Origin of the sequence: Streptomyces shenzhenensis, from assembly GCF_003688995.1 — a bacterium.
In the GTDB taxonomy this organism is placed as follows: domain Bacteria; phylum Actinomycetota; class Actinomycetes; order Streptomycetales; family Streptomycetaceae; genus Streptomyces; species Streptomyces shenzhenensis_A.
Genome location: NZ_PENI01000037.1, coordinates 57,042 through 81,199, shown reverse-complemented (window position 1 = coordinate 81,199; position 24,158 = coordinate 57,042). Strand labels below are relative to the sequence as shown.

The window sequence follows — 24,158 nt, the reverse complement described above, 5'->3', positions numbered from 1 at the left end:
GGGCCGGCCGACGAGGGCGGGGTCATCGGCGGCGCCCCCTGCGGGTGGCCCGCGTGGTGAGCTCCTCGTACGCGGGCGCGTCGCCCGCGCGCACCCGCTGCCAGGCTCGGGCGAACAGCTCGGGCACCGGCAGCAGCGGAACGGCGCGGGCGTGGCCGGGTATCGGGTAGAGCCCTTCCTTCCAGGTCTCCACCGGCAGCGCCGGGGAGCTGAGGTCGTGCCAGCCGCAGGGCAGGAACAGGGTGCGCCCGGCGCGCGGCCGCCTGGCCGTCACGACCAGGTCGGTCGCGGCCAGTTCGGCGCGGGCCTTCTTCGTCCGGGCGGGCTTCCAGCCGGTCCAGCGGGCGCAGTTGCGGTCCGTCGGATCGGGCAGGGCCAGCAACTGGAGGTAGAGCGCCGCCGCGTCCTCGCTCAGGCCGTGCGCGGCGGCGACCTCGGCGACCAGCGCGGGCGCGCCCACGGCCGGGTCCTGGGCGTATCCCGCGGGGCCCGTGGCGCCGGCGGCGAGCGCCCGGCCCAGCTCGTCGCCCAGGACGGCCCGCAGCGCCCGCAGTCCGGCGCCGCGGCCCCGGCCCACCAGCCCCGTGACGAGACCGAAGACGGCGTCGTCCGGACCGGTGAGCCCGGCCGGGCGGACCAGTACGGTCTCGGTGCTGTGGTACCAGGGGCGCAGCACGAGCGCGTCGCCGATCCGGGTGAAGCCCTGCGGGTCGGCGCCTCCCCGTTCGGGAAGGCCGTACGCCTTGCGCAGTTCGGCCGAGGTCGGCCCGCCCTTCTCGGTCCACTGCACGTCGAGGTCGAGGAGGAGTCCCGGGTCGGCGACGCGCCGGCGCAGGGCGGCCAGTCCGTCCGGCAGGGCGGCGCGCAACGGATGCCCGTACGGCAGGCCGTAGGCGAGCGCGGCGAGCGCGTCGACCGCCCGGGTGAGGTCGTAGCGGCCGGGGACGGCCGCGGGGTCGTCCGCGGTCAGGTCGCCGTCCTTGTCGGGCCGCTGGACCGTGGTGCGGCTCAGCCACGGCGTCCGGCCGGGGTTCAGCACGGCCTCGGCGGCGCCGACGGGCACGCCGGAGAGGCCGGCGGCCACCTCCTCGGGCAGGCGGACGAGCGAGCCGAGACGCTCGGCCCACACCCGGGCCGCGGCCTGTGTGTCGGGTCCGACGGTCCACAGGTCGGCGGGGTCCGCGGGCAGCAGGGCCGCCATCAGCGCCGCCGCCTCCGGCTGCCCGAGGGCGTCCAGCATGCCGTCGGCCAGGTCCTTCTGCCGCGCCTTGAGCCCGAGGGCGGCCAGCGCCTCGGCGCCGGGCCGCCGCGGCCGGCCGGCGAGCAGCACAGCGGCCTGGAGCGGGCCGAGACCCTCGCGCGTCGCCGCGGCGAGCACGGCCGGTGCGTCGGGCTGCCACGGTGCGGCGCCCTTGTCGCGGATCAGGCCGGTGACGGCGGTGAGCCGCTCGGCGGGGAGGTCCGAGGCGTGCCGGGTCTCCTTGTCCAGCAGGAAGTGGGCGACCGCGCCGAACCCGCCGGACGGGTCGTGGTCCAGGGCCAGCCAGTCGACGCGCTCGTGCTCGGAGTCGACGCTCTCGCAGCCCAGCACCACCACGGTGCGGGCGCCGCGGCGCAGCACCTGGCCGGCGCGCTGCTGCTTGTCGTGCGGCTCGCTCAGCACGACCTCGCGGAGCACACCGGCAGGTTCCGCGAGCGGTCCCTCGGCGATCGCCTCCAGGAGCAGGAGCAGCGCCTCCCGTTCCGCGTCCGGCAGGGCGGGCGAGGCGGCACGGTAGGCGAGCGGGCGCAGCGCGGCCAGCACGGACGGCCACACCATGCCGATGCCGGGCACGGTGTACGCCTCGCTGTGCCAGCCGTCGGTCAGGGCGGCGCGCCGTTCCCGGTCGGGCAGCGGCCTGCCGTCGGCGGGCCGCCCGGACAGCACGTGGTTCACCGCCCGGATCTGGCGCAGCACGCTCCACCGCGACCGGCCCCACCAGCCGTTCAGCGGCGCGAGTCCTTCGGTGGCCTCCTGCAGCGTGCGGTCCTCGCCGTGTTCGGGGCGGTAGTCGGCGAACATGCCCTCGGTCCGGTTGCGGGGCTCCCGCGGCCGTTCCTGCGGGGGCGTCGCGAAGACGGCGGCGGACTCGGTGAGGCGCAGCGCCGTGCGGACCAGGGCGGCCACGCCGGTCAGCAGCCGCGCGTCGGTGAGCTGTGGCAGGGCCGGAGCCACGGCGCCCAGGACGGCCTCGTCCGCGGCCGGCACGGCGGCCCTGGCGGCCCGGTCCCCGGCGCGGTCCAGCGCCTCCTGCCGCCCGGCCAGCGCGCTCGCCGCGCGGTCGAGCAGCTCGGCGGCCAGGCCGTCGGTCAGGGCGCGCAGCACCGCCGAGCCCCGCTCGTCGCGGGGTCGCAGCGCGTGCCAGAAGGCGACGGGCGGGACGAACGGGGTGCCGGCGGCGAACTCCCCACCCTGTTCGTGCTGGGTGACCCGGCCGAGTTCGCCGCCCGGGGAGGTGTCGTCGGCCGCGAACAGACCGATCTTCAGCTGCGACTGCGCGGCGACCGGCTCGGCACCGCCGGGCAGCCGCAGCGCGCCCAGCGGGATGCCCGCGGTGCGGCCGGCGCGGTCCGCGCGCAGGGTGGCCGTCCGCCCGTCCGGTGTCCCGGCGGTCGTCCGGGCCTCGGCGCCCTGTCCCTCGGTACGGACCCAGCGGCCGAGCACGCTGCCGTCCGTGCCGAACGGGCTGTGTTCCAGGCCGGGTTGCAGCGGCAGCACCTCGCAGGAGGCGGGCCGCAGGGCCGCGTCGTCGCGGATGCCCGAGCGCAGCAGGGCGGGCAGGGACGACCGCCCGTGGGTGCCCGTGGCCGGGTCGTATTCGAGCCAGACGGTCTGCCGCCCCTGCCGGCCCTGCCGCCAGTAGGAGGTGCCGTCCCCGAGGACGGGGCGGCCGGGCGGCAGGACGGTGTCCCCGGCGTGCAGGGTGCGCCCGCCGGTGGCGCGGCCGCCTCCGGGCAGCGGGAGCGAGGGGCTGCCGATGTCGTGGCCGGACCACCAGGCGGGGATCTGCTCACCGCCGAGGGTGAACACCTCGGCGGGGCGGGCGGACCAGTAGCCGGACTGCTTGCTGCCCTTGCGCCACATCACGAGCAACTCGCCGTCCACGTACCGGAACCGGGGGCGCTGCCAGCGGTCCAGTTCCGCGGGCAGCCGCAGGTCGTGCTCCAGCAGGATCTCCTCGGGACCGACCACGACCGCCTTGTGCCGGCGGGCCAGGATCAGCGCCGGCCAGGCCTCGTGCACGGTCAGCGTGTTGTCCTCGTCCTTCCTGGCCCCGGTGTCCAGCAGCCGCAGCGCGTCCTCCAGGGCGGGCCAGCCCAGCTCGTCCAGGATGCCGGCGCGCAGCGTCCTGCCGAGCAGCGGCGCGACCTCGTGCCCGGCGACCCGCGCGACGGCGGCGGAGCCCACCTCGGCGGCCACCGTGCGGAAGGGGCGCATCCGGTCGAGTTCGGCGCGGGCCGCGGGCAGGCCCACCGCGCGCGTGTACCGCTCGGCGGCCTCGTCGAGCCAGTCGCGCAGCACCTCGCCCAGCACCGGGTGGGCGGCGGCTTCGCGCAGCACCTCGTCCGCCGTCCGGCCGTTGCCCAGGGCGCCGACGGCCTGGTGCAGCAGGCGGCGCAGCCGCGGATCCGCGGCGACGGCCACCAGGTCGCGCCGGTCCGGCGCGTCGTCGGAGAACCAGCGGTCCAGCGCCAGGTTCGCGGCCGCCTCGGGGCCGGGCAGCGCCAGCGGGACGCCCTCGGCCACGCACAGATCCAGCAGGTCGAGGTCGACGCCGGCGTGCCAGCGGCCGGTGAACAGATCGGCCGGCCGGCCGGCCGCGCGCAGCCGCGGCGCCATCCGCCGCACGAGCGCGAGCGTGGCGGGGGAGCGGCGGGTGATGCTGCCACCGTGCTTGCGGAAGGCCGCCCAACGGCTCAGCCAGCCCGCCGCGTCGACCCCGTCGGCCGTGTCCGCGGCGGCGGTGCCGCCGGTGCCGGCCGTGTCGGTCGTGTCGTCCTCACCGGTCAGGAGCCGGTCCGCGCCGCTCTCGGCGAGCAGGGAGAGCCAGAACTCGTCGTCCTCGACGGAGCAGCCGAGCCCCGACGGCATGATCTCCAGCAGCCGGGCCCGGACGGCCGGCCGCTGTGCGGCGAGGACCGTGAGCGTGGCGCGACAGGCGGTCCAGAAGGACGCCGGGGCCCGGACGGCGGCGGGGGAGGCGATCAGGTCGGCGACCAGGGCGCACTCCTCGGCGACCCGGGGCAGTCCGGCCGCCGCGATGAGCCCGCGGGCGTCCTGCGGCAGCGAGGCGTACGGCGGCATGCCGGCCGCGCACCGCTCCACCGTCAGCTGCCGGAACTGCGCCCACGCCGTGGCGGGTTCGAGCCGGCGGGCGAGGTCCTTCACATGCTCCTTGAGGGCCTTGACGGTGAGCGCGCCGGCGAACGCGAACTCCAGGAACACGGCGCGCTGCCGCTCCTCGTCCACGGCGAGCGCGTGCACCCGCTCGGCCTCGCGGGCCTTGCCGAAGAAGGCCGCGGCGTACGTCGTGTTCTCCTGCTCCAGGAAGACCCGGGCCGCCTGCTCGTGGAAGGTGGGCAGGAAGTGCGGCACGGTCCGGCCGAGCCGGTCGGCGAGCGCCTCGAAGCCCTCCTTGGCGGCGCCCGGCCGGGACTTGGCCTGGCGGGCGAGCCGCTCCACGTCCTTGACCAGGGCCAGCGCATGGTGTCCGTTGGCCGGGTCGTTGACCAGCGCCCAGGCGGGGAAGCCCAGCGTCTCCCGGCGCACCTGCCCGACCTCGGGCGTCTCGGGCTCGCGGACCAGGCCGAGGAACTCCAGCGCGAGATCCTCGGCCTCGCCGAGGGTGCCCGGCACCAGCCGGACGACGCGCCGCTCGCCCAGGGCCGGGTGGCCGTAGGCGCGCACGGTGAGGACGTCGGCGTCCTCGCGCTCGGTGCTGCCCGGCGGCAGGACGGCGCCCGCCTCCAGCAGCGCGGCCGTGGTGGTGTCGTCGTACGTCGTGGCCGTCATGCCGCCTGCTCCTCGTCCTCGATGTCCCGCCCGGCGTACAGCGTGGCCGCCATCCGCATGCCCTCGGACCAGGCGACCGGACCCACCTGACCGAGCTTCAGCACCCGCCCCGCGGGGTCGGCCCACTGGAGCGGACCGGTCTCCGTCTCCTCGTAGCCGTCGTAGTCGCCGACCCAGACCCGGGCCTCGGTGCCGCGGCCCTCCTCCAGCACGGGGCAGACCGCGTGTCCCGCGCGCACCCGGTAGCCGAGCTGGGTGGCCCGGCCGTGCAGGAAGCGCAGCTCCTTGTACGCGCCGCCCGCGTAGTCCGCGACCTCCGTGCCCTCGGCGTCGAGGGCCACCGGGCGGTGCCACACCTCGCGGAAGAGCTGCTGTATGCGCTGCTCGACGCCGAGTTCGACGGCGAACTCCCGCAGCTCCTCCAGGTCGCCGAGGAGCACGGGGTGCGGGATGCGGACGAGTCCGGGCGCGGTGCGCACGGTGTCGCCGTCGAGGTCGACGAGGCCGAGCCCGCGCTCGGCGCCGGCGTCCCGCAGGAAGCCGGCCACCTGTCCGTCGGCCCCCGTGACGACGACGTCGCGCAGCGCGGACTGCCAGGCCGGGTCGGGCCACACCCGGCCGAGGACGGCGAGCGGCACCGGCAGCGAGCGCACCATCCACCGCTCCACGTCGGCCAGGCACCGCTGTTCGTGCCGCTCCAGCCATTCGGCGAGCTGCCGCAGTCCGACGACCGCGGGATCGTCCGCGAGCTTGGCCGGGACCGACTTCAGCTGCCGTCCGGCCGCGTTGCGGCACACCACCTTCCCGCTGTCGAGGGCGACCTCGTAGTCGCCCGCCGTCACCCACCCCATGTGTGCCTCCCCGCACCGCAGTGATCAAGTGACGGGAACTGTAGGACGAGCCACTGACAACGCCCCCCACGCCTGTGGGATGCGGCCCGGGCCGAGCACCCCCATGGATCCGGCCACGGCGGATTGCGTACGACCCGCACACGACCGGTGTGCCGGAGCGGGCGCACGGTCCGCCCGGGTTCCGGCTGTGCAGGAGCTGTGGACCCCCTGTCGGGGGCGCGCGGGTGTGCTGTGCGAGTGCCGGGACGTGACCTTCACGAAACCTCCTCCACGGGTGGCCGGAACGCGCCTTGATGGGCCAACTGCCAGCAAACCAAGGTGGGTTGCGCACCAGAGCATCAGGAGTCACAAGCAGTGCTGCTTGCGCCGGACCACCGAAGGTCCGGGCGTTGACGGGGGAACTGATGCGGTGCGCTCGGCCGCCGCCGTCCGTGTCGCGCGGCCGGCTGCCGCGCCGATCCGGAACACCTCCCTCCGATATCCGTCTCTTGGTGCCCATGCCCGGTGCCCGAGACAGGGACAGGAGGGGGAGAGCCGATGAGCGCGGTGAACGCCGCCAAGCCGACGTATCCCGGCGTCTACGTCGAAGAACTTCCCAGCAGCACCCGCACCATCTCGACCCTGACCACTTCGGTGACCGCCTTCGTGGGCCACACCCGGCGCGGTCCGCTGAACGAGCCGGTACGCGTCACCAGCTTCGCGGAGTTCGAGCGCCGCTTCGGCGGACTGAGCGCACGCAGCGCCGTCGGCTACGCGGTCCACCAGTTCTTCGGCAACGGCGGCACCGTCGCTGTCATCGTCCGCGTCACCAAGGCCCGCAGCGGCAAGGCCGCCTGTGTCACCCTCGAGTCCACCGAGGGCCGCAGCGAGACCAAGGTCCTCGACGTGCACGCCAAGGAGCCCGGCGGCTGGGGCAACGGTCTGCGCGTCGCCGTCGACCACGACACGCCCTGCCCCGACGACACCTTCGACCTGCGTGTGTACGACGCCAGGGGCGCGGCCAGGGAGAGCTTCACCGGCCTGTCCATGGACCCGGCGGGCGACCGCTTCGTGCAGACCGTCGTCAACGCCGGCTCGCGGCTGATCCGGGTCGAGGCGGTCGGCGAGGGCCGCCCCGACCCCTCCGGCACCGTCTCCAAGCCCTTCGGACACGAACTGCCCGGCCTGGCCGTCGACCTCACCGTCAAGATCGGCGACGTGGAGCGCGAGTTCACCCTCCACGACCCCGAGTCCGACGGCGAGGCCCCGGACTCCGTGACCGGGCTGGCCCTGCTCCTGGAGCGCAAGCTGCGCGCCCTGCCCGACGCACCCGGCAAGCACACCTTCGCGGGCGCCGAGGTCACCCCCTTCGGCCGCCGGATCCAGGTGGTCGCGGGCTCCACCGACCCCGAGGACGTCGTCCGGTTCCTCGGTGAGTGCGCCAACGACCTCGGCCTGGAAGCCTCCGTCAACCCGCCCGTGTTCCCGCTGGCCGGCGGCGAGGACGGCGAGGCACCCGGCCCGCGCGACCTCATCGGCTCCGAGGCCGACAAGACCGGCGTCCAGGCGCTGCGCGGGGTGCCCGACGTCAACCTGCTCGTGCTGCCCGAACTGGCCGGGTACGAGAAGACCGAGGACGCCGTCACCGTCGTCTCCGCCGCCCAGCGGCTGTGCCAGGAACGGCGGATCTTCCTGCTCGTGGACGCGCCGGGCACCTGGGTCAGCGTGGACACGGCACGCGCCGGACTCGCCGCCTTCGACGCCGTACGCGGCAACCACGCCGCCCTCTACTTCCCGCACCTCCAGCTCACCGACCCGCTCACCGGGCGGCTGCGCGCCTTCCCGCCGTCCGGCGCGGTCGCGGGCGTCGTCGCGCGCACCGACTCCGAGCGCGGCGTGTGGAAGGCCCCGGCCGGCACCGAGGCGCGCCTGGCCGGCGTGCACTCCCTCACCGTCAACCTCACCGACCGGGAGACCGGACTGCTCAACCCGCTCGGCGTCAACTGCCTGCGCAGCTTCCCGCTGACCGGACCCACGGTGTGGGGCGCCCGCACCCTGGAGGGCTCCGACGCGCTCGACAGCGAGTGGAAGTACGTGCCCGTCCGACGGCTCGCCCTGCACGTCGAGGAGAGCCTGCAACGCGGCCTGCAGTGGGTGGTGTTCGAACCCAACGACGAGAACCTGTGGCAGCAGATCCGGCTCAGCGCCGCCTCGTTCCTGCACACGCTGTTCCGGCAGGGCGCCTTCAAGGGCGGCACCCCGCGCGAGGCCTACTTCGTCAAGTGCGACAGCGACACCACGACCGACGAGGACATCGCCAACGGCGTCGTCAACGTCCTGGTCGGGATCGCGCCCGTGCGCCCGGCGGAGTTCGTGATCGTCAGGATCCAGCAGACCTCCGGACAGTTCGAACTGTAGGCCCCGGGAACCCCCAGAGACGTGGAGAGCTGAAGGAATCCGATGGCAGAGTTCACCGTCAACGCCCATCGTTTCGACCCCTACAAGAACTTCAAGTTCCTGGTCCTGTGGGACGGTCGTACGGTCGCCGGCATCAGCAAGATCAGCCCGCTCAAGCGGACCACCGAGGTCGTCAAGCACCGGCACGGCGGCGACCCCTCCTCCCCGCGCAAGTCGCCAGGACGCTCCGAGTTCGAGGGCATCACGCTGGAGCGCGGAGTCACCCACGACCCCGAGTTCGACCGCTGGGCCAACAAGGTGTGGCAGGTCGGCGCCGGGCTCGGCGCCGAGGTGTCCCTCGCCGACTTCCGCAAGGACATCGTCATCCAGGTCCTCAACGAGGCCGGCCAGGTCGCCGTCTCGCACAAGCTCTACCGGACCTGGCCGAGCGAGTACCAGGTGCTCGGCGAACTGGACGCCAACGCCAACGCGGTGGCGATCCAGAGCCTGAAGCTGGAGTGCGAGGGCTGGGAACGGGACTACGAGGTGCCCGAACCCGAGGAGCCGTCCTTCCTCAACCCGGCCTGAACCCGGGCCGGCAGCGGAACGCGGGGGAGACATGGGGATCACCGGGACGGCCGGACTACTGGACACCTGGGAGGCGGGACTCGCCGAGGCGCCCGCCGGGCGGGCCCTGCTGCTGCACCGCACGGCACGCCCGGACGTCGACGCCCGGACGCTCCCGGCGCTGCCGGTCGGCCGGCGTGAGGCGGATCTGCTCGCCCTGCGCCGGGCGCTGTTCGGGGAGCGGATGCAGGTGCGGCTGGAGTGCCGGTCCTGCGGCCAGGACATGGAGTTCGACCTGGACGCGGGCGAGTTCGCACGCTCGGCGACCGGTCCCAGGGAGCCGGTCGTCCGGCTCACCGAGAGCGGCTGGGAGGTCGAGTTCCGGCTGCCGGGACCGGCCGATCTGACCGCGGCGGCCCGGGCCGCGGACCCCCGCGCCGCACTGCTCGCCCGGTGTCTGCTCTCGGCGGCGCGGGACGGGACGCCGGCGAGTGCCGACGCCCTGCCCGCCCCCGTACAGCGGCGGCTCGCCGAGGCCGTCGAGGCCGCCGACCCGGCCGCCGACCTGACCCTCGACGTCGGCTGTCCCGAGTGCGGCGCCGGCATCCGGGCCGAACTCGACATCGCCTCCTACCTGTGGACCGAACTGGACTCCTGGGCACGGGAGCTGCTCCTCGACGTCCACCTGCTCGCCACCGCCTACGGCTGGAGCGAGCCGGAGATCCTGGCGCTCAGCCCGCTGCGCCGCCGCTACTACCTGGAGCTGTGCGCGGATGTCTGAATCCACCCCCGGGGCGCCCGCGGCGGTGCCCGACTTCCTCGACCGGCTGATCGCCCGGCACACCGCCCCGCGACCGGCCGCGGTCCGGGTGCGCCCGCGGCTGCCCGGCCCGTTCGAACGGGTCGAGGCGGTACGGGCCCGCACCCCGGACCCGGACGCCGCCGACCCGGTGGCCCGGCCCGCCGCCGCGCCGGCCCCCGCGGCGGAGGCGGAACCGTCCCGCCCGGCCGCCGCCGAGGTCCGGCGGCACCCGGAACGGGAGCGGACCGTCGTACGCGCCCGGCCGGCTCCCGCCGAGCCGGCGGTGCGCCCGGTACCGCCCGCACCGCCCGAGGCACCGCTGCTGCGTCCCGTCGCGCCCCCCGCGCCGGGGACGGCGGCGGTGTCCCGGACCGGATTGCGCACGGCCGGGTGGGGACGCCCGGAACCCGGCGCGGACCGGACCGCGGCGCCCACGCCCGACCCTCCGGGCGCGGACATCGCTCCCCCCGCCGTCGTGTCCGCGGCAGCGCACCCCAGCGCCGCGGACACGACGGCGGCCCGGGACGCCGTCCGCATGGCCGCCGCCCGCCGCCCGGCACGGACGCCCGAGCAGGTGGTCCAGGTGCAGATCGGACGACTGGAGGTCACGGCCGGCCAGGCACCGCCCGACGACCGCGCCAGGCGCGCGGCCCGGCAGGGCCGACGCCCGGCGACCGCCCTGCCGTTGGCCGACTACCTGGCCCGGGGGCGCGAGTGAACCGCACCGGCGGCGACCGCGGCAGGACCGGCACCACGAGAGGAACCGAGGAACTGACGCCATGAGCAACGCACTCGCCATCGCCCATGTCAGCCAGGCCCTCGCCCTGCTGATCGAGTCCCATCTGCGGCCGGAGATCGACATGGCCGTCAAGGTGGAGCCGCGCAAGCCGCCGGCCGAGCCGCCGACGGACCCCACCGTCTCCGTCTTCCTCTACCAGGTCACCCCCAACACCTCGCGGCGCAACAACGACCTGCCGACCCGCGCCGCCGACGGCACGCTGGTGCGCCGTGCCGCCGCCGCGCTCGACCTGCACTATGTGATCAGCGCGTACGGCGACGAGACCGAACTGGTCGGGCAGCGGCTCATCGGCTCGGTCGTGCGCACCCTGCACGAGATCCCGGTCCTGCCCAAGGACATCGTCGAACTCGCCGGGGAGAAGCCCTACTTGGCGGCCAGCGACCTCGCCGAGGCGGCGCAGCGGGTGCGGTTCACACCGACGGTGATGGACATCGACGAGACGTCGAAGCTGTGGGGGATGCTCCACCAGACCCCGTACGCGCTGTCCGTGGTCTACCAGGCGACCCTCGTCTTCATCGACGGCCGCGAGACGCCCCGGCCGGCGCAGCCCGTCGAGCGGCCCGAGGTGCGGGTGCTGCCGTTCGGGGCACCGGGCGCGCCCGTACCGCCGGGACCGGCGGCCCGTCCCGGCGAGCCGTCGGGCGCGGCGCCCGAGGCCGCGGTGGCGGGGTCCGGCAGCGGCGCGGCGGGGGCGGCCCGCACCGACGACGGCGCCGCACCGGACGCGAAACGGCCCGGGAAGGCCGTAGCCCGGTCCGCGCCCAAGGCGGCCGCCCGCACCCGCCGGACGACGCAGCCGGCCAGGGCGGGCAAGGCCACGAAGCGGACGACGAGGACCACCCGCCCCGCCGAGCACCCGGACGGCGGCCCCGGAACGCGGTCGGACGGCGACGAGGGCGCGGAGAGCTGAGGCGGCGTGGGACCGACGGGGGCAGGTGAACACATGGGAGCGCAGGCGGCGCACGAACCGGCAGCCGCCGGCCCGCCCGCCGGCGGCGGGCCGCTGACCACGGAGATCCACCGTGTCCTCACCCGCGTCGACACCCATGCGGGCCGCGCCGCTCGGAAGGCCGCGCACACGGGCGATGACGGAACCGGGGATTCCGGGGCGACTCGCGCGGACGGCGCCGGTGCCACTGGTGGGGCGGGTGCCGGGAACTCCGGGGCCACTCGCGGGGACGCCGCCGGGGGCACCGGTGCCACGCATGGGAACGCCGCCGGGGGCGCCGGTGCCGACGTCGTGCCCGCCGCTCCGGGGTGCGCCGCGCTCGACGCCCTCGTCGGCTGCTTCGGGCTCACCCCCTTCGAACGGGACGTCGTCCTGCTCACCGCCGCCGACGAACTCGACCCCACGACCGCCGCCCGGTGCGCCGCGGCGGCCGGCGACCCACAGCGCGCCCACCCCACCTTCTCGCTCGCCCTGGCCGCCCTGGACGACCCGCACTGGAGCGCGCTCACCCCCGTGGCCCCGCTGCGGCGCTGGCGCATCGTCGAACTCGACGATCCCACGCGGCTCACCACGTCCCGGCTCCGGCTGGACGAGCGCATCCTGCACTTCCTGCTCGGCTCGCCCTACCTCGACGCCCGGCTGCACGGCCGACTGCGCCGCGTCCCGGTGCCGGACACCCTGCCACCGCCGTACGACCTGGCCGCGAGCAGGCTCGCCGAGGGCTGGACGGCCGACGGCCGCGGCCCCGGCGCGCCGCCGCTCACCGAGGTGACCGGCGGGGACCTGCGCAGCCGGGCCGACATCGCCGCCGCCGCAGCCGCCCGCTCGGGGCTCGGGCTGTACGCGACCGCCGCCGCCGACCTGCCCGGCGACCCCGCGGAACGCGACCGGCTCGCCCGGCTGTGGCAGCGCGAGGCCGTCCTGCTGCCCGCCGCTCTGCTCGTGGAGGCGGGGGACCTGGACCGCGACCAGCGGGCGGCGACCGAGGCGTTCCTGGCCGGGGCCGCCGTACCCGTCGTCGTGTCGAGCGAGGACCCGCTGCCCACCGAGCGGCCGCACGGGCCGCGCGTCCCCGTGCCCCCACTCGACGACGACGAACAACTCGCCCTGTGGGCCGACGCGTTCGAGGACGTTGCCGACCTCGGCGACACCGGACTACGGTCCCTGGTCGCCCAGTTCCGGCTGCCCCCGCACGTCGTACGGTCCGCGGCGGCCACCGTACGCCGGCTGTTGCCGCACGAGGACGAACCGGACCCGGCACGGCTCGCCTGGCGGGCCGGTCTCGACGAGGCCCGGATCGGCATGGACGAACTCGGCAGACGCGTCGAGCCACGGGCCGGCTGGGACGACCTCGTCCTGCACGAACGGCAGACGGGCGTGCTGCGGGAGATCGTTGCGCACGTGCGGCAGCGGGCGACCGTTCTCCAGGAGTGGGGGTTCGCCGCGACCCTGCGCCGCGGCCTCGGCGTCACCGCCCTGTTCGCGGGCGGCTCCGGCACCGGGAAGACCCTCGCGGCCGAGGTCATGGCGCACGAGCTGGGCCTCGACCTGTTCGTCGTCGACCTCTCCCAGGTGGTCAGCAAGTACATCGGCGAGACCGAGAAGAACCTGCGCCGGGTCTTCGACGCCGCCGAACGCGGCGGCGCCCTGCTGCTGTTCGACGAGGCCGACGCCCTCTTCGGCAAGCGCAGCGAGGTCAAGGACAGCCACGACCGGTACGCCAACCTCGAAGTCAGCTACCTGCTCATGCGGATGGAGGCCTACCGGGGCCTCGCCGTCCTCACCACCAACATGAAGCAGGCCCTCGACACCGCCTTCCTGCGCCGCATCCGCTTCGTCGTCGACTTCCCCTTCCCGGCCGAGCACGAGCGCGCCGAGATCTGGCGCCGGGTCCTGCCGCCGCAGGCCCCCGTCAAGGACATCGACCCCGGCCTGCTCGCCCGGCTCACCGTGGCCGGCGGCTCCATCCGCAACATCGCCCTGTCCGGGGCGTTCCTCGCCGCCGAGGAGGGCGACCGGCTGCAGATGCGGCACATGCTCGCGGCGGCCCGCACCGAGTACCTCAAGCTGGAGCGCTCGCTGACCCCCGCGGAGGTGCGCGGATGGGTGTGAACAGGAGGCCCGCGGCGATCCGCGTCGAGATCGGCGAGCTGGTGCTCGACGGCTTCCGGGCCGACCCCGCCCGGGTCTCGGCCGCGTTCGAACGCGAACTGGCCCGGCTGGTCAGGCTGCACGGTGTGCCGCTCGCGGCCGACGGCGCCGTGACCGTCGACGCGCTCGGCGGGCTCGCGCCGTTGCCCGCCGGGCTGTCCGCTCGCCGGCTCGGACAGGAACTGGCCCGCGCCGTGCACGAAGGGCTCAGCGGCCACGGGGAGGTGACCCGATGACCTCCCTGTCCCAGGACGCCCGCGCGCAGGACGCCGCCGAGCAGCGCCGCCGCAGGCGCAAGGAGCGGGCCGCCGCGTCCCGCGCCCCGGAGCCGAAGAACATCGTCAGCGGCGCCGGCCAGCCCCTCGATCCCGGTGTGCGACGGGAGTTGGAGGAACAGCTCGGACACGACCTCAGCCGCGTACGCCTGCACACGGGCCGCGACGCCGGACAGCTGACCGAACTGCTCGGAGCGGACGCCGTGGCCGTCGGCCAGGACATCCTCTTCCGCGAGGGCGCCTTCAAACCCGGCACCGACGAAGGCCGCCGGCTCCTCGCCCATGAACTCCTGCACACCGTGCAGAACCCGCACGGCCTCGGCGCCCTCCGCGCGGGCCGCGAACCGGGCGCGGTGAGCCTGCCGCAGCAGGCCATCGAACGGGAGGCGGAGTCGGCGGCGCGGGAACTCGTACGACCCGAGCGGACCGAGTCCGCCCCCGAGGTGCGCGAGGGCCAGGCGACGCCCGGCTGGCTGCGCTACGCCACCGTGGACGCGGACCGCAGGCGGACGGAGGCCATCGATCCGGCGACCCTCGTCGACCGGCTCGCCAACTCGGTCGTACGCTCCCTGCGCGGCGACCCGGAGGACCTCTCCCAGCGCACCCGCAAGCAACTCGCCCGGCTGCCGGGGGAGTTGCTCGACGGCGTACTCGCCCGCCTGGAGCGCCGGCTGCTCGCCGCCGAGCAGGACCGGGTGCTCGACCTCGTCGACGAGATCGAGGCGTACGACGACTACGCGGCCGACGGCCTGGAACGCGCGTCGCACGAGTCCCCCGGGATCGAGCCGGACACGGCGCAGGACGTACGCACCGAGCGGGAGACCCGGGCGCGGACCGCCGAGGAGCGGCGGGCCGAGGAGGACCGGCTCGGCCCGGCGCCCGGGCCGGAGAAGGAACAGGCCGCCGCGGAGGGCGCGACCGGCAGCACGCCGCGCAACGGCGGGACTCCGGAGCAGGGGACCACGCCGCAGGGCGGGGGCGCGCCGCGCGGAGCGGGGCGGCAGGCGCCGGGGGCGCGGGGCCCCGGCTCGCCCGGGGGCCCGGCGGCCGGATCCGGTGGGGCCGCGTCCCGTGCGGAGTCCGGCGGCGGCCGGCCGCAGGGCGAGCGCGAGTCCGGCGGCTCGTCCTCGCAGCCGCAGGGGTCCGCGGGCTCTGCGGGCTCTGCGGGCTCGCAGGGCCAGGAGAAGGAACAGGGCGGCCGGGAGCGGACCGAGTCGCAGGACGCGGCCGGCGCGAGCAAGGAGGAGTCCGCGGCGAAGAACCGGCCGGGCGCCGCCGACGCGGCCGTGGCCGGCCGGCAGCTGAAACAGGCGGACGAACGGGGGCAGCGGAAGCCGGCCGGTTCGCCTTCGGCGCCCGGCAGGGACGCCCAACTGCCCGGCAGATTCAGCACGCTCGACGGCAGGCGCGCCCAGGATCTCGACGGCCCGGAGGAGGAGACCGACGAGGAACCGTTCGGCCCGGACAGCGAGTCGGAGGCCGACGCCGGGGGCGGGGAGCCGAGCGCCTGGGACGTCGGGCTCCAGCCGGACGACTTCGTACCGCAGCAGGACCTCGACGTGTCCGCCGTACCGACCGCTGACCGGCTGGATCCCTCCGCGCCCGCCGACCGGGCGGTCCCGTCCTTCCCCGCCCCGCCGCCGACCCGGGCCGAACAGGTGACGGCCGCACGGGAGGCGGAGGACGCCGAGGACGCGGCGGCCGAGACGGAGCCCGAGGAGGACACCGCCGCACCGGAGCCCACCGCACCCGAACCCGCGGCCGGGACCGAGGGCGGACCGGCGCGCGCAACCTCCCTGGACGGCATGGGACATGAGCAGGCGGCGGCTCCGCGCGCCGCCGCCACCCGCGACCCGAAGAACGGTGACGATCCGAAGGCCGGTCCTGTGACCGCGCAGACCACGGTCCAGGAGGCGCCCGGGAACACCGGAGGCACATCCGAGGCCGACAGCCGCGAGAAGGCGTCGGCGGCCAAGGAGGAGCAGGGCACCCGAGCCGCCGGAGACCAGGCGTCGGCCGCCCCCGAGAAGGAGTCCCAGCAGGCCACCGGCGGCCGGGCGGCGCAGTCCGACACCGGGGCGCAGGAGACGGCGGGCGCTACGGGCTACGGCGCGTCGGCAGCGGACGCGCGGGAAGTGCCGTCGGGCGGAACGGTGGCCTCCACCGCGCCGTCCGGGTCCGGTTCGGCCCCGGCCGCCGGTGTCCACGGAGGGGCCACCGACGCCGCGGGCCCGCAGACGGCACGGGAGCCGTCGGCACCCGCCGAACCGAACGGCTGCGCGACGGCCCCGGCGCCGAGGCCCGCGTCCGCCGCCGCGGAACCGGCCGTGACCCCGCGGGCCGAGTCCGGCGCCAAGGCCGCACCGGAGACCGCACCCGAACCCGCGCCCGCGGCACCCACGCCCCGCTCCCCACGGGGAGGTGGCGGTGCGCCCGCCCCGGCACGCGGCAAGAAGGGCGCCGCGCCTGCCCCGAACCTCTCCGGTGTCTCGCCGGAGGCGGGCCTCGCCACGGCCTCGAAGCTCAAGCCGCATACGGCACTTCAGGCCATGGGCGGCGTGGGCGGCGCCGTGGACCGCAGCGTCGGTGACGAACACAGGACGCTCGCCGCGGCACCGCCCGCCATGCAGCGCCCGGCGGGCGCGCCGCAGACCCTCCGGGGCGAACCGCGGACCGACGCACCGGCCCGGTACGCGCAGGACCCGGCCGAGGAGGCCCAGGCACCGGAGGCCGAGGACGCGAAGGTCACCGGCGAGCAGCAGCCCGAGGGGCAGATCGAGGCCGAGCAGGCCGAGGAGCCGGGCGGCTGGGACACCTTCAAGATGGCCCTCGGCTTCGGCCTCGGCAAGGTGGCGAGCTGGCTCGGCTTCGAGGTCGACCCGCAGGAACTCGCCGCGAAGTTCGCCGGGTTGCCGACGAAGGACGAGGCGCTCGAACAGGCCCGGGCCGGCGACGCGCCCGGCGTGGAGATGCGGGGCGCCGCCGACCGGACGGCCGGTGAGCAGGACGGCCATGTCGACGCCAAGGGCCAGGAGACCGTCGCGACGGCCCGGGACGACGCCGGCCGCGGGATGGGCGAGGACCAGGTCTACCCGGACGCCCCCAAGGAGCAGCTGACCGCGCAGGTGCCGGGGCAGCAGGGCGGACAGCAAGGGGTTGTCGAGAGCGGCGGGGCGACGGGCGCCGTGCCCCCCGAGGCCGCTTCCGAGGTGGCCGAGCACGAACGCGGGCCGCAGTTCCAGGCGGCGTTCTCGGACGGCCGGCAGAGCATGTCCGAGGGACGGCAGACCAAGGACCGGGACTTCCGGAACGCCCAGGACAAGCACAAGCAGCAGGTGGACGCCGAGATCGCGGCGAACACCGCGACACAGGCCGGCGAGCGCGACAAGGCGATGGCCGAGGTCACCGCCCAGCGCGAGGACTGGCGCACGGAGCAGGACGACGAGCTGAACGACCTCGGCGACAAGAAGACCGAGCGGCACGACAGGATCCGCACGGACGTCGAGGACGAGCAGCAGAAGACCGACGACAACGTCGAGAAGGAGAAGGGGGACAGCGACAAGAAGATCCAGGACGAGAGCGACAGGGCCGAGCGGGACGCCGAGCAGCAGCGCGACGGAGCCGTCCAGGACTCGGGCAACTGGGTCACGAAGGCATTCGACTGGATCAAACAGAAGGTCATCGAGATCAAGAACGCGATCGTCCGGGTGATCCGGGCGGCGCGGGACGCCGTCATCGGGTTCATCCGCACCTTCAAGGAGACGGTCGAACGCTGGATCAACGACGCCCGGAAGAACATCGTCGAAGCGATCAAGAACTTCATCAAGGACCTGATCGAGTTCGCCCGGGCGATGGTCCGGGCGGTGATCGAACTCGCCGACCGCATCCGGAAGTTCATCACGTCCCTGATCGAGGCGGCGATCGCCCTCGTCAACCGGCTCGCCCAGGCGCTGAAGCAGGCGGTCACCGATCTGCTGAACGCTATCGGCAAGCTGCTCAGCGGCATCCTCGACCTCCTCAAGAAGATGCTCCAGGCCGCGGTCAAGGCGGTCGTGGCCGCGGTGAGGGCGGTCCTGGAGTTCGCGTCGAAGCTGCTGGGCGCGCTGGGCGCGTGGATGCTGATCGCCGTCGACTTCCTGTCGGACCCGGGCGGCTGGCTGGGCGGCGCGAAGAACTCCGCGGTCGACGGCGCGAAGAACCATCTGTTCCGCGAGGTGTCCGCGGCGGTCAAGCAGTGGTTCCAGGAGAAGATCCAGGAGATCATCGGCGTCCCCAAGGCCGTCATCGACCAGCTCGTCAAGGGGGGTTTCACGCTCGAGAGGATCGTCAAGGAGGCGTGGGACGCGGTGGTCCCGCAACTCCCGCTGATCATCGGTGAGCTGGTCATCACCAAGGTCGTCGCCAAGCTGATCCCGGGCGCGGGCTGGGTCATGGCCGTCATCGACGCGATACGCACCGCCTGGGGCGCGCTGAGCGCCATCCTGGCCTCCCTGGGCGCGGTCCTCGGCTGGCTCAGGGCGGTCCGCATGGGCGGCGCAGGCATCCTCTTCGCGAAGGCGGTCGCGGCGGGTGCCGTGGCCCTCCTGGAGGTGCTGTACCAGGCGCTGCTGAACGGCATCGGCAAGTACGTCGCCAAGGTCGGCCGGCGCCTGAAGGGTGTGGCGGCGCGGCTGGCCGGGCGCGGCGGCCCGGGGCCCAGGTCCGGAGGCGCGGACGGGGCGGGCGGCAGGCCGCGGTCGGACGAGCGCGGCGGGCCCAGGGCCGGGGCGGCCTCGGCCGCGACCCCGAAGACGCCGGCCGGGCCCCGGCCCGGCACCGATCGTCCGGGCCCGCCCGGCCCGGCCTCCGGCCGGCCCCCCGCGGGCCCTGGCCGCCCGGCCCGCCCCCGGCCCGAGCCCATCCGACCGGCCGCCCCGGCGACCACCCGCCCACGCCCGGAGCGGGACACGCCTTCACGCCCGAACCGCCCGAGGGACGAGGCCGATTCGAGCCGCCCGAGGGATGACCGCGCTCCGGGCCGGCCGGCTGAGAACGACCGTCCCCCGTCCCCGCGCCGCCCGAGGCAACAGGACGCCCCACCCAGGCCCAGGCCTGACAAGGACGGCACCGAGACTCCCCGCAAGCCGCAGCACACCAAGGACGACGAGAGGGACCCCCGCAAGCCGAAACACGACAAGGACGGAGCGGGCCGCCCCAAGAAACCGAAGCACACCAAGGACGACAGAACCACACAACCCAAGAAGGACCCTCACAAGGAGAAACAGGAAAAGAAGAACCACCGCAAGAAGGAGGAGGACTCCAAGGAATCGAAGGACGCCCGGCTCAGCAAGATCGTGGCGAGGATACGTCCCAAGCTCCACGGAATGCTGTCCAAAGGCGTCAAGGGCCCGGTGCACAAGGCGGCACTGGGGTCCATGCGGATGTGGTACAGGCTCACCTCGCTGGCCGTCCAGGGTACGGAGACGTTCCGGGATGAAGCAGTCCTCAATCCTCGTCAATTGGTCATCAACGGGCGGGAGATGGCCTCGGAACCCATTCTCCGTTACGTGCGGGAGTTGGAGCGGCTGATCCTCAGCAGGGCGGAACAGCCAGGGCAGGTCACTGGATCCGAACTGAACGGAAGGACGGACAAGGGCCCATCGGGTTCCGATCGCCGGCACCTCGACATACCGTCGAACCTCGATATCGGGCGTGTCATCGCCTTGCTCAAGCGGGAGCGGACCCTCACCCAGATCTGGAACTGGGGCACGGCACAGATCCACCGTACGAAATTGGGTGGCTGGTACCTGCGAAAGTTCCGTAACGGGCAGACTCTTCCCGAGGTGGGGGAAGGAACTACCACCTACGCCGACATCGCGAAGAGGATTCTCGCCGCAGGTGCTGAGGGCGAGGCCAGTGCGGCCCTTGCCAGTACCCCCGATGCGGGTCGGACGCTGGGTCCGAGCGTGATAGCAGATGACATTGCACTGCACAACTCACTCTCCTATGTCGTCGAGCGCGACCGGAACCCGGGGAATATGGTCATGTCCGCTATGCAAGCCGATCTCTTCGCGCGGGCTCGCGGAATGAGTGACGACGCGCGAAAGAAGTGGTTCCGTAACGTGTTCGGCATGAACACCATGTCGCCCCAAGGTGCTCCGAAGGGGGGTGCGCTCCTCAAGAGGAGGAAATACCTCAAGGATGTCGGGGTGATCGAGAAGGAGATAGCGGAGCAAACACGGAAGGCGGCGAACAGAGGCGTCGACCAGAGCGTGCTGTCCGATCCGCGTCGGATTCGGGCTGAAATCGAGAGGCAGATCGAGGAAGAGATTGCCGACCTGCCCGCCGAGGACCAGAACGACAAGAAGGAGCAGCGCAAGGCCCGGAACCGCGTCGAAAAGCGGAACAGGGACCTCGTCAAGCTCGAAAGCCTTCACCAAGGGAATCTGCTTGCCGAGCGTGAGATCAGGCTCATCGAGGAATGGGTCAAGATGCAGGCCCGTGATCTTGATGTCTCGGACCCGGTGACCGAGGAAGAGCTTCGGGAGCAGTTGAAGGCCAAGATAAGGGCGCGCTTCGAGCAGCGCTTCCCCTATATTCGAGGGTCGTCTTGACGAAAGGTGATCAGGTGACATCACAACACCCGGCGACGTTTCGGTCCCGTCGCCATCTGCTGCGGGAGCCCGATGGCGAGGAACAGGTTGCCCGCCTCGCCGTTGCCGAAGGCTGGAAGAAGGTCGCCGATGTCCCGGCCAAACGCTTCGGCTCGGAGCCCCGAAGGATGGTCTGGGAGATGGCCGCCGGTTTCTTTCTCACCTATGTGCGAGACCGGAAGTTGCGTACCGCCTATATCGTGATGACGAGTCGCACGACAGGCGACCTGGGTCCCTACGAATCATGGATCACTGCGTGTGGTCTTCCTCTCTGTGGCGACGACGACCTGCTCCGTGCAATCGCAGAAGCAAGCACCACCGAAGAAAAGGGCCGGTCCCTCGTGCGAGCAGGCATCGGCGCGCCCCTGAACCCTGACAATCGATATTCCCAAGAATTCATCGAATCGGTGAGTGACGCCTCACCGGAAGTGCGAAAGAGTGGAATCATGGCCATCGGACACGCTGAATGGGCTCCCTTCCGAGAGCTCCTGGACGCCGTGGCTCAGCAGGATCCGGATGCCCGCGTGAGGAGTCTGGCCAAGCGTATGTCCACCGCGTTCGGCGAGGCGGGGGTCGGCGACGCATGACCCGCTACGCCGATATTCCAAAACCCGTTCGTTCTGGGATTGTTGTTGTTGATCCCGACACCGGCGCCCCGCAGCGCGTCATCGTGCTGCAGTTCAATCCCGACACCCTGGAGCGGAGTATCGCGCCGCAGTCGGCCGGGGACGGGGGCGACGCGGGCAGCGGCGGGACCGGGAGCGGAGACCGGAACGAGGCGCTCCGGCTCAAGGGTCCCGCCCAGGAGACCTGGAAGTTCACCGCCGAGATCGACGCCACCGACCAGCTGGAGATCGCCGCACCCGACGGCATCCACCCCCAGCTCGCCACCCTCGAAATGCTCGTGCAGCCGACCACCGCGCAACTGCGCGCCGCGAGCCGGCTGGCCCAGCAGGGCGCCATCGAGATCAGCCCGATCGAGATGCCGTTGACCCTGTTCACCTGGGGCAGCAAGCGGGTCATGCCCGTCAGGCTCACCGAACTCTCCGTCAACGAGTCCGCCTTCGACGTGCACCTCAACCCGATCCGCGCCTCGCTCGGCATCGGGATGAAGATCCTCACCGTCAGTGACCTGCCCGCCGGGCACCGCGGTGCCGACCTGTACCTGGCCCATCTCGCGCAGAAGGAACGCCTCGCCGCCGCCGCGCGCGGCGCCGGCCTGGGCGCCCTCGGCCTCGGGGGCACCGACCTCGTGACCGGAAGGGGCTGAGACCACCGCCATGGCCGACATCGAGCCGTACGAGAACGCCCTGGACTCCCTGCCGGGCGCGCACCCCTACCCGCGCACCAGCCGCTACCACGACGCCGAGATCAGCGTGCACCGCCGCGCGGACGGCACCGAGGTCCGGTACACCAAGCGCCGCCTGCTGCCCCCGCTCGACGAGGAGACCGAGCCGCACACCGTCGGCGCCGGCGAGCGCCCCGACCTGCTCGGACAGCGCTACCTCGGCGACCCCGGACAGTGGTGGCGGATCGCCGACGCCAACCCCGTACTCGATCCGCGGGAGTTGACGGACGAGGCGGGACGCGTCATCGGCATCCCGCTCACCGGCGGGTTCCCGCGCGGAGAGCGGCATGGCTGAACAGCCCGTGGGGCAGGGCCCCGTCCACATCCAGCTGCTCATGGGGCCGACCCTCGCCCGCCCGGTCCCGGTCGAGGTCGCCGAGGCGCTGCTGTCCGCCCAGATCACCGCCACCGCGGGCGAACGCAGCGGCTTCCAGTTCGCCTTCGACCTCACCAGGAACGGACTGATCAACAAGCGGCTGCTGCCCGAGGGGTTCTTCGATCCGAAGACGCGCGTCATCCTCACCGTCAGCGTCCGCGGCACACCCGAGGTGCTCTTCGACGGGCTGATCGTCCGGCAGGAGGTCGGCGCCAGCAACACCCCAGGACACTCCACCCTCACCGTCACGGGCGAGGATCTGACCCTCCTGATGGACCTGGAGGAGCGCACCGCCCGCTACCCCAACCTGCCCCCGTCCGCACGCGTCCTCGCCATCCTGCGCCGCTACTCGGAGTACGGCATCCGGCCGGACATCTACACGGAGAAGGTGGCCCAGCCGCCGCACCAGGACCTCCGGGTGCACTACCAGACCGGCACCGACCTGCAGTACGTCACCGAGCTGGCCCGCGCCAACGGCTACACCTTCTATCTGGAGCCGGGGCCCGACCCCGGCCGGTCGTCCGCCCGTTGGGGACCGGAGGTCCGGCTCGGCGTCCGCCAGCACGCCCTCAACGTCAACATGGACGCCCACACCACGGTGGACCAGCTGACCTTCGCGTACGACGGCACCGCACGCGAGGAGCCGCAGGCGCGCTGGCAGGACCCGGGGACCCGCCGGACCACCCTGCTGCCGCAGCCGCCGATCAGCCCGCTGCGCCCGCCGCTCGGCCGCCGCCCCACCCCGGCCCTCAAGCGCCGGACCCTCGCCGGCACCGCCAAGCAGCAGCGGGCGCAGGCCGAGGCGGAACTCCTCGCCAGGGCGGCCGTCTCCGCCGACGTCGTCTCGGCCTCCGGGTCGCTCGACGTCAACCGGCACGGCTACCTCCTCCAGCCGCGTCGGCTCGTCGGCGTCCGCGGCGCCGGACGCGCCTACGACGGCGACTACTTCGTCAAGTCCGTCACCCACAACCTGCGCCCGGGCTCCTTCCAGCAGAACTTCACCCTCTCCCGGGAGGGGCTGGAGGCACGCGGCGACCACGTCAGGCCCTGACCCGAACCACCTAGGAAACCAGGAGCAGTCCAGCATGGCGGCACCCAGCAATCGCTACCTCGGCAAGTTCCGCGGCCGGGTGGTGGACACCGACGATCCGCTGCGCATCGGCCGGATCACGGTCGAGGTCCCGGACGTCCTCGGTGACGAGCCGTCCACCTGGGCGCTGCCCTGCCTGCCGTTCACCGGACCGGAGTCGGGCCAGTTCGTGGTGCCGCCGCCCGGCGCGGGCGTATGGGTGGAGTTCGAGCAGGGAGACCCCAGCTTCCCGGTGTGGACCGGGTGCTGGTACGGCGACGCCGGCGAACTGCCGCCCGACGCACGCCGCGAACTCCGGGCGAACGCGACGCACAAACCGGTCGTCGTGCAGACCCCGCAGGCCCACAAGATCGTGCTCAACGACACCGCAGGCGCCGAACAGGGCATCCTCCTGCAGGCCCAGGGCGGCGCCTACATCCGGATCACCGCCGAAGCCGTGGTCATCGCCACCGGCGCGGGCGCCGAGGTCGTGCTGCGCGGCAGCGAAGTGACCATCAACGAGGGCCAGTTGACCGTCCTCTCCAAGCGATAGACAACGGGGGGAAGAAGTTGTCCGGAAGTCTGTTGGACGCGGGCGCCGTCATCGGCTGCCCGCACGGCGGCCGGGTCGCCCCGGCCACCCCACCCTCCGGTGGCCTGCGGATCGCGGGCGCCGCCGTCGCCACGGCCGCACACACCTACGTCGTCACCGGCTGCCCGCACACCGTCGACGGCGTGCCCGCGCCATGCGTCTCGGTCCGCTGGACCGCCGACGGCACGGGCATCACGGCCGACGGCGCACCCGTGCTGCTGGACACCTCCGCGGCCCAGTGCCTCAGCGCGGCCCTCGTCCCGCAGGGCCCGCCCGTCGTCCAGGCCGCGCAGCGAAAGGTCACCGTCCGATGAGGCC

16 protein-coding genes are annotated in these 24,158 nt (G+C 73.8%); 14 read left to right on the top strand and 2 right to left on the bottom strand.

Annotated features, from left to right (window positions below; genetic code table 11):
* Positions 1–22 precede the first annotated feature (22 nt).
* Complete coding sequence (locus CTZ28_RS38400; protein WP_121894388.1) at positions 23–5,053, bottom strand: hypothetical protein; 5,031 nt, start codon at positions 5,051–5,053, stop codon at positions 23–25.
* Positions 5,050–5,904, bottom strand: a complete 855-nt coding sequence (locus CTZ28_RS38395) for a DUF4132 domain-containing protein (protein WP_121894387.1) — start codon at positions 5,902–5,904, stop codon at positions 5,050–5,052. Before CTZ28_RS38395 ends, CTZ28_RS38400 begins: the two co-directional genes overlap by 4 nt.
* A 537-nt stretch (positions 5,905–6,441) precedes the next feature.
* Here CTZ28_RS38395 and CTZ28_RS38390 point away from each other — a divergent pair.
* The 14 genes from CTZ28_RS38390 to CTZ28_RS38330 all read left to right on the top strand — a co-directional run bounded on the left by CTZ28_RS38390 (position 6,442) and on the right by CTZ28_RS38330 (position 24,154).
* Entirely contained in the window at positions 6,442–8,301 is a 1,860-nt protein-coding gene (locus tag CTZ28_RS38390) for a phage tail sheath subtilisin-like domain-containing protein (RefSeq protein WP_121894386.1), read from the top strand.
* A gap of 42 nt (positions 8,302–8,343) precedes the next feature.
* The gene (locus tag CTZ28_RS38385; RefSeq protein ID WP_121894385.1) at positions 8,344–8,868 is read left to right on the top strand and encodes a phage tail protein; all 525 of its coding nucleotides are present in this window, start codon (positions 8,344–8,346) and stop codon (positions 8,866–8,868) included.
* A gap of 31 nt (positions 8,869–8,899) precedes the next feature.
* Complete coding sequence (locus CTZ28_RS38380; protein ID WP_121894384.1) at positions 8,900–9,628, top strand: T4 family baseplate hub assembly chaperone; 729 nt, start codon at positions 8,900–8,902, stop codon at positions 9,626–9,628.
* The gene (locus tag CTZ28_RS38375; protein WP_121894383.1) at positions 9,621–10,367 is read left to right on the top strand and encodes a hypothetical protein; all 747 of its coding nucleotides are present in this window, start codon (positions 9,621–9,623) and stop codon (positions 10,365–10,367) included. Before CTZ28_RS38380 ends, CTZ28_RS38375 begins: the two co-directional genes overlap by 8 nt.
* 61 nt (positions 10,368–10,428) lie before the next feature.
* On the top strand, positions 10,429–11,358 hold the full coding sequence (locus tag CTZ28_RS38370; protein ID WP_121894382.1) for a Pvc16 family protein: 930 nt from the start codon (positions 10,429–10,431) through the stop codon (positions 11,356–11,358).
* Between the two features lie 33 nt (positions 11,359–11,391).
* A complete protein-coding gene (locus tag CTZ28_RS38365; protein WP_259472004.1) occupies positions 11,392–13,509 on the top strand; it encodes an ATP-binding protein in 2,118 nt (705 codons plus the stop codon).
* The gene (locus CTZ28_RS38360; protein ID WP_121894381.1) at positions 13,500–13,784 is read left to right on the top strand and encodes a hypothetical protein; all 285 of its coding nucleotides are present in this window, start codon (positions 13,500–13,502) and stop codon (positions 13,782–13,784) included. The genes CTZ28_RS38365 and CTZ28_RS38360 overlap by 10 nt, the downstream gene beginning before the upstream one ends.
* The gene (locus CTZ28_RS38355) at positions 13,781–20,416 is read left to right on the top strand and encodes an eCIS core domain-containing protein (RefSeq protein ID WP_121894380.1); all 6,636 of its coding nucleotides are present in this window, start codon (positions 13,781–13,783) and stop codon (positions 20,414–20,416) included. The genes CTZ28_RS38360 and CTZ28_RS38355 overlap by 4 nt, the downstream gene beginning before the upstream one ends.
* Positions 20,417–20,430: 14 nt before the next feature.
* Positions 20,431–21,042 (top strand): hypothetical protein, encoded by a 612-nt coding sequence (locus CTZ28_RS46700; RefSeq protein WP_147481258.1) that lies wholly within the window; start codon positions 20,431–20,433, stop codon positions 21,040–21,042.
* Entirely contained in the window at positions 21,039–21,725 is a 687-nt protein-coding gene (locus CTZ28_RS38350; protein ID WP_121894379.1) for a hypothetical protein, read from the top strand. The genes CTZ28_RS46700 and CTZ28_RS38350 overlap by 4 nt, the downstream gene beginning before the upstream one ends.
* Before the next feature lie 10 nt (positions 21,726–21,735).
* Positions 21,736–22,098, top strand: coding sequence for a LysM peptidoglycan-binding domain-containing protein (locus CTZ28_RS38345; RefSeq protein ID WP_121894378.1), 363 nt, complete (start codon positions 21,736–21,738; stop codon positions 22,096–22,098).
* Positions 22,091–23,230 carry a hypothetical protein gene (locus tag CTZ28_RS38340; protein ID WP_121894377.1) on the top strand — a complete coding sequence of 380 codons (1,140 nt, stop codon included), beginning with the start codon at positions 22,091–22,093 and terminating at the stop codon, positions 23,228–23,230. Before CTZ28_RS38345 ends, CTZ28_RS38340 begins: the two co-directional genes overlap by 8 nt.
* A gap of 34 nt (positions 23,231–23,264) precedes the next feature.
* Entirely contained in the window at positions 23,265–23,801 is a 537-nt protein-coding gene (locus CTZ28_RS38335) for a phage baseplate assembly protein V (RefSeq protein ID WP_121894376.1), read from the top strand.
* Between the two features lie 17 nt (positions 23,802–23,818).
* Positions 23,819–24,154: a hypothetical protein gene (locus CTZ28_RS38330; protein ID WP_121894375.1), complete on the top strand. Its 336-nt coding sequence runs from the start codon at positions 23,819–23,821 to the stop codon at positions 24,152–24,154.
* The last annotated feature ends 4 nt before the right edge of the window (positions 24,155–24,158 follow it).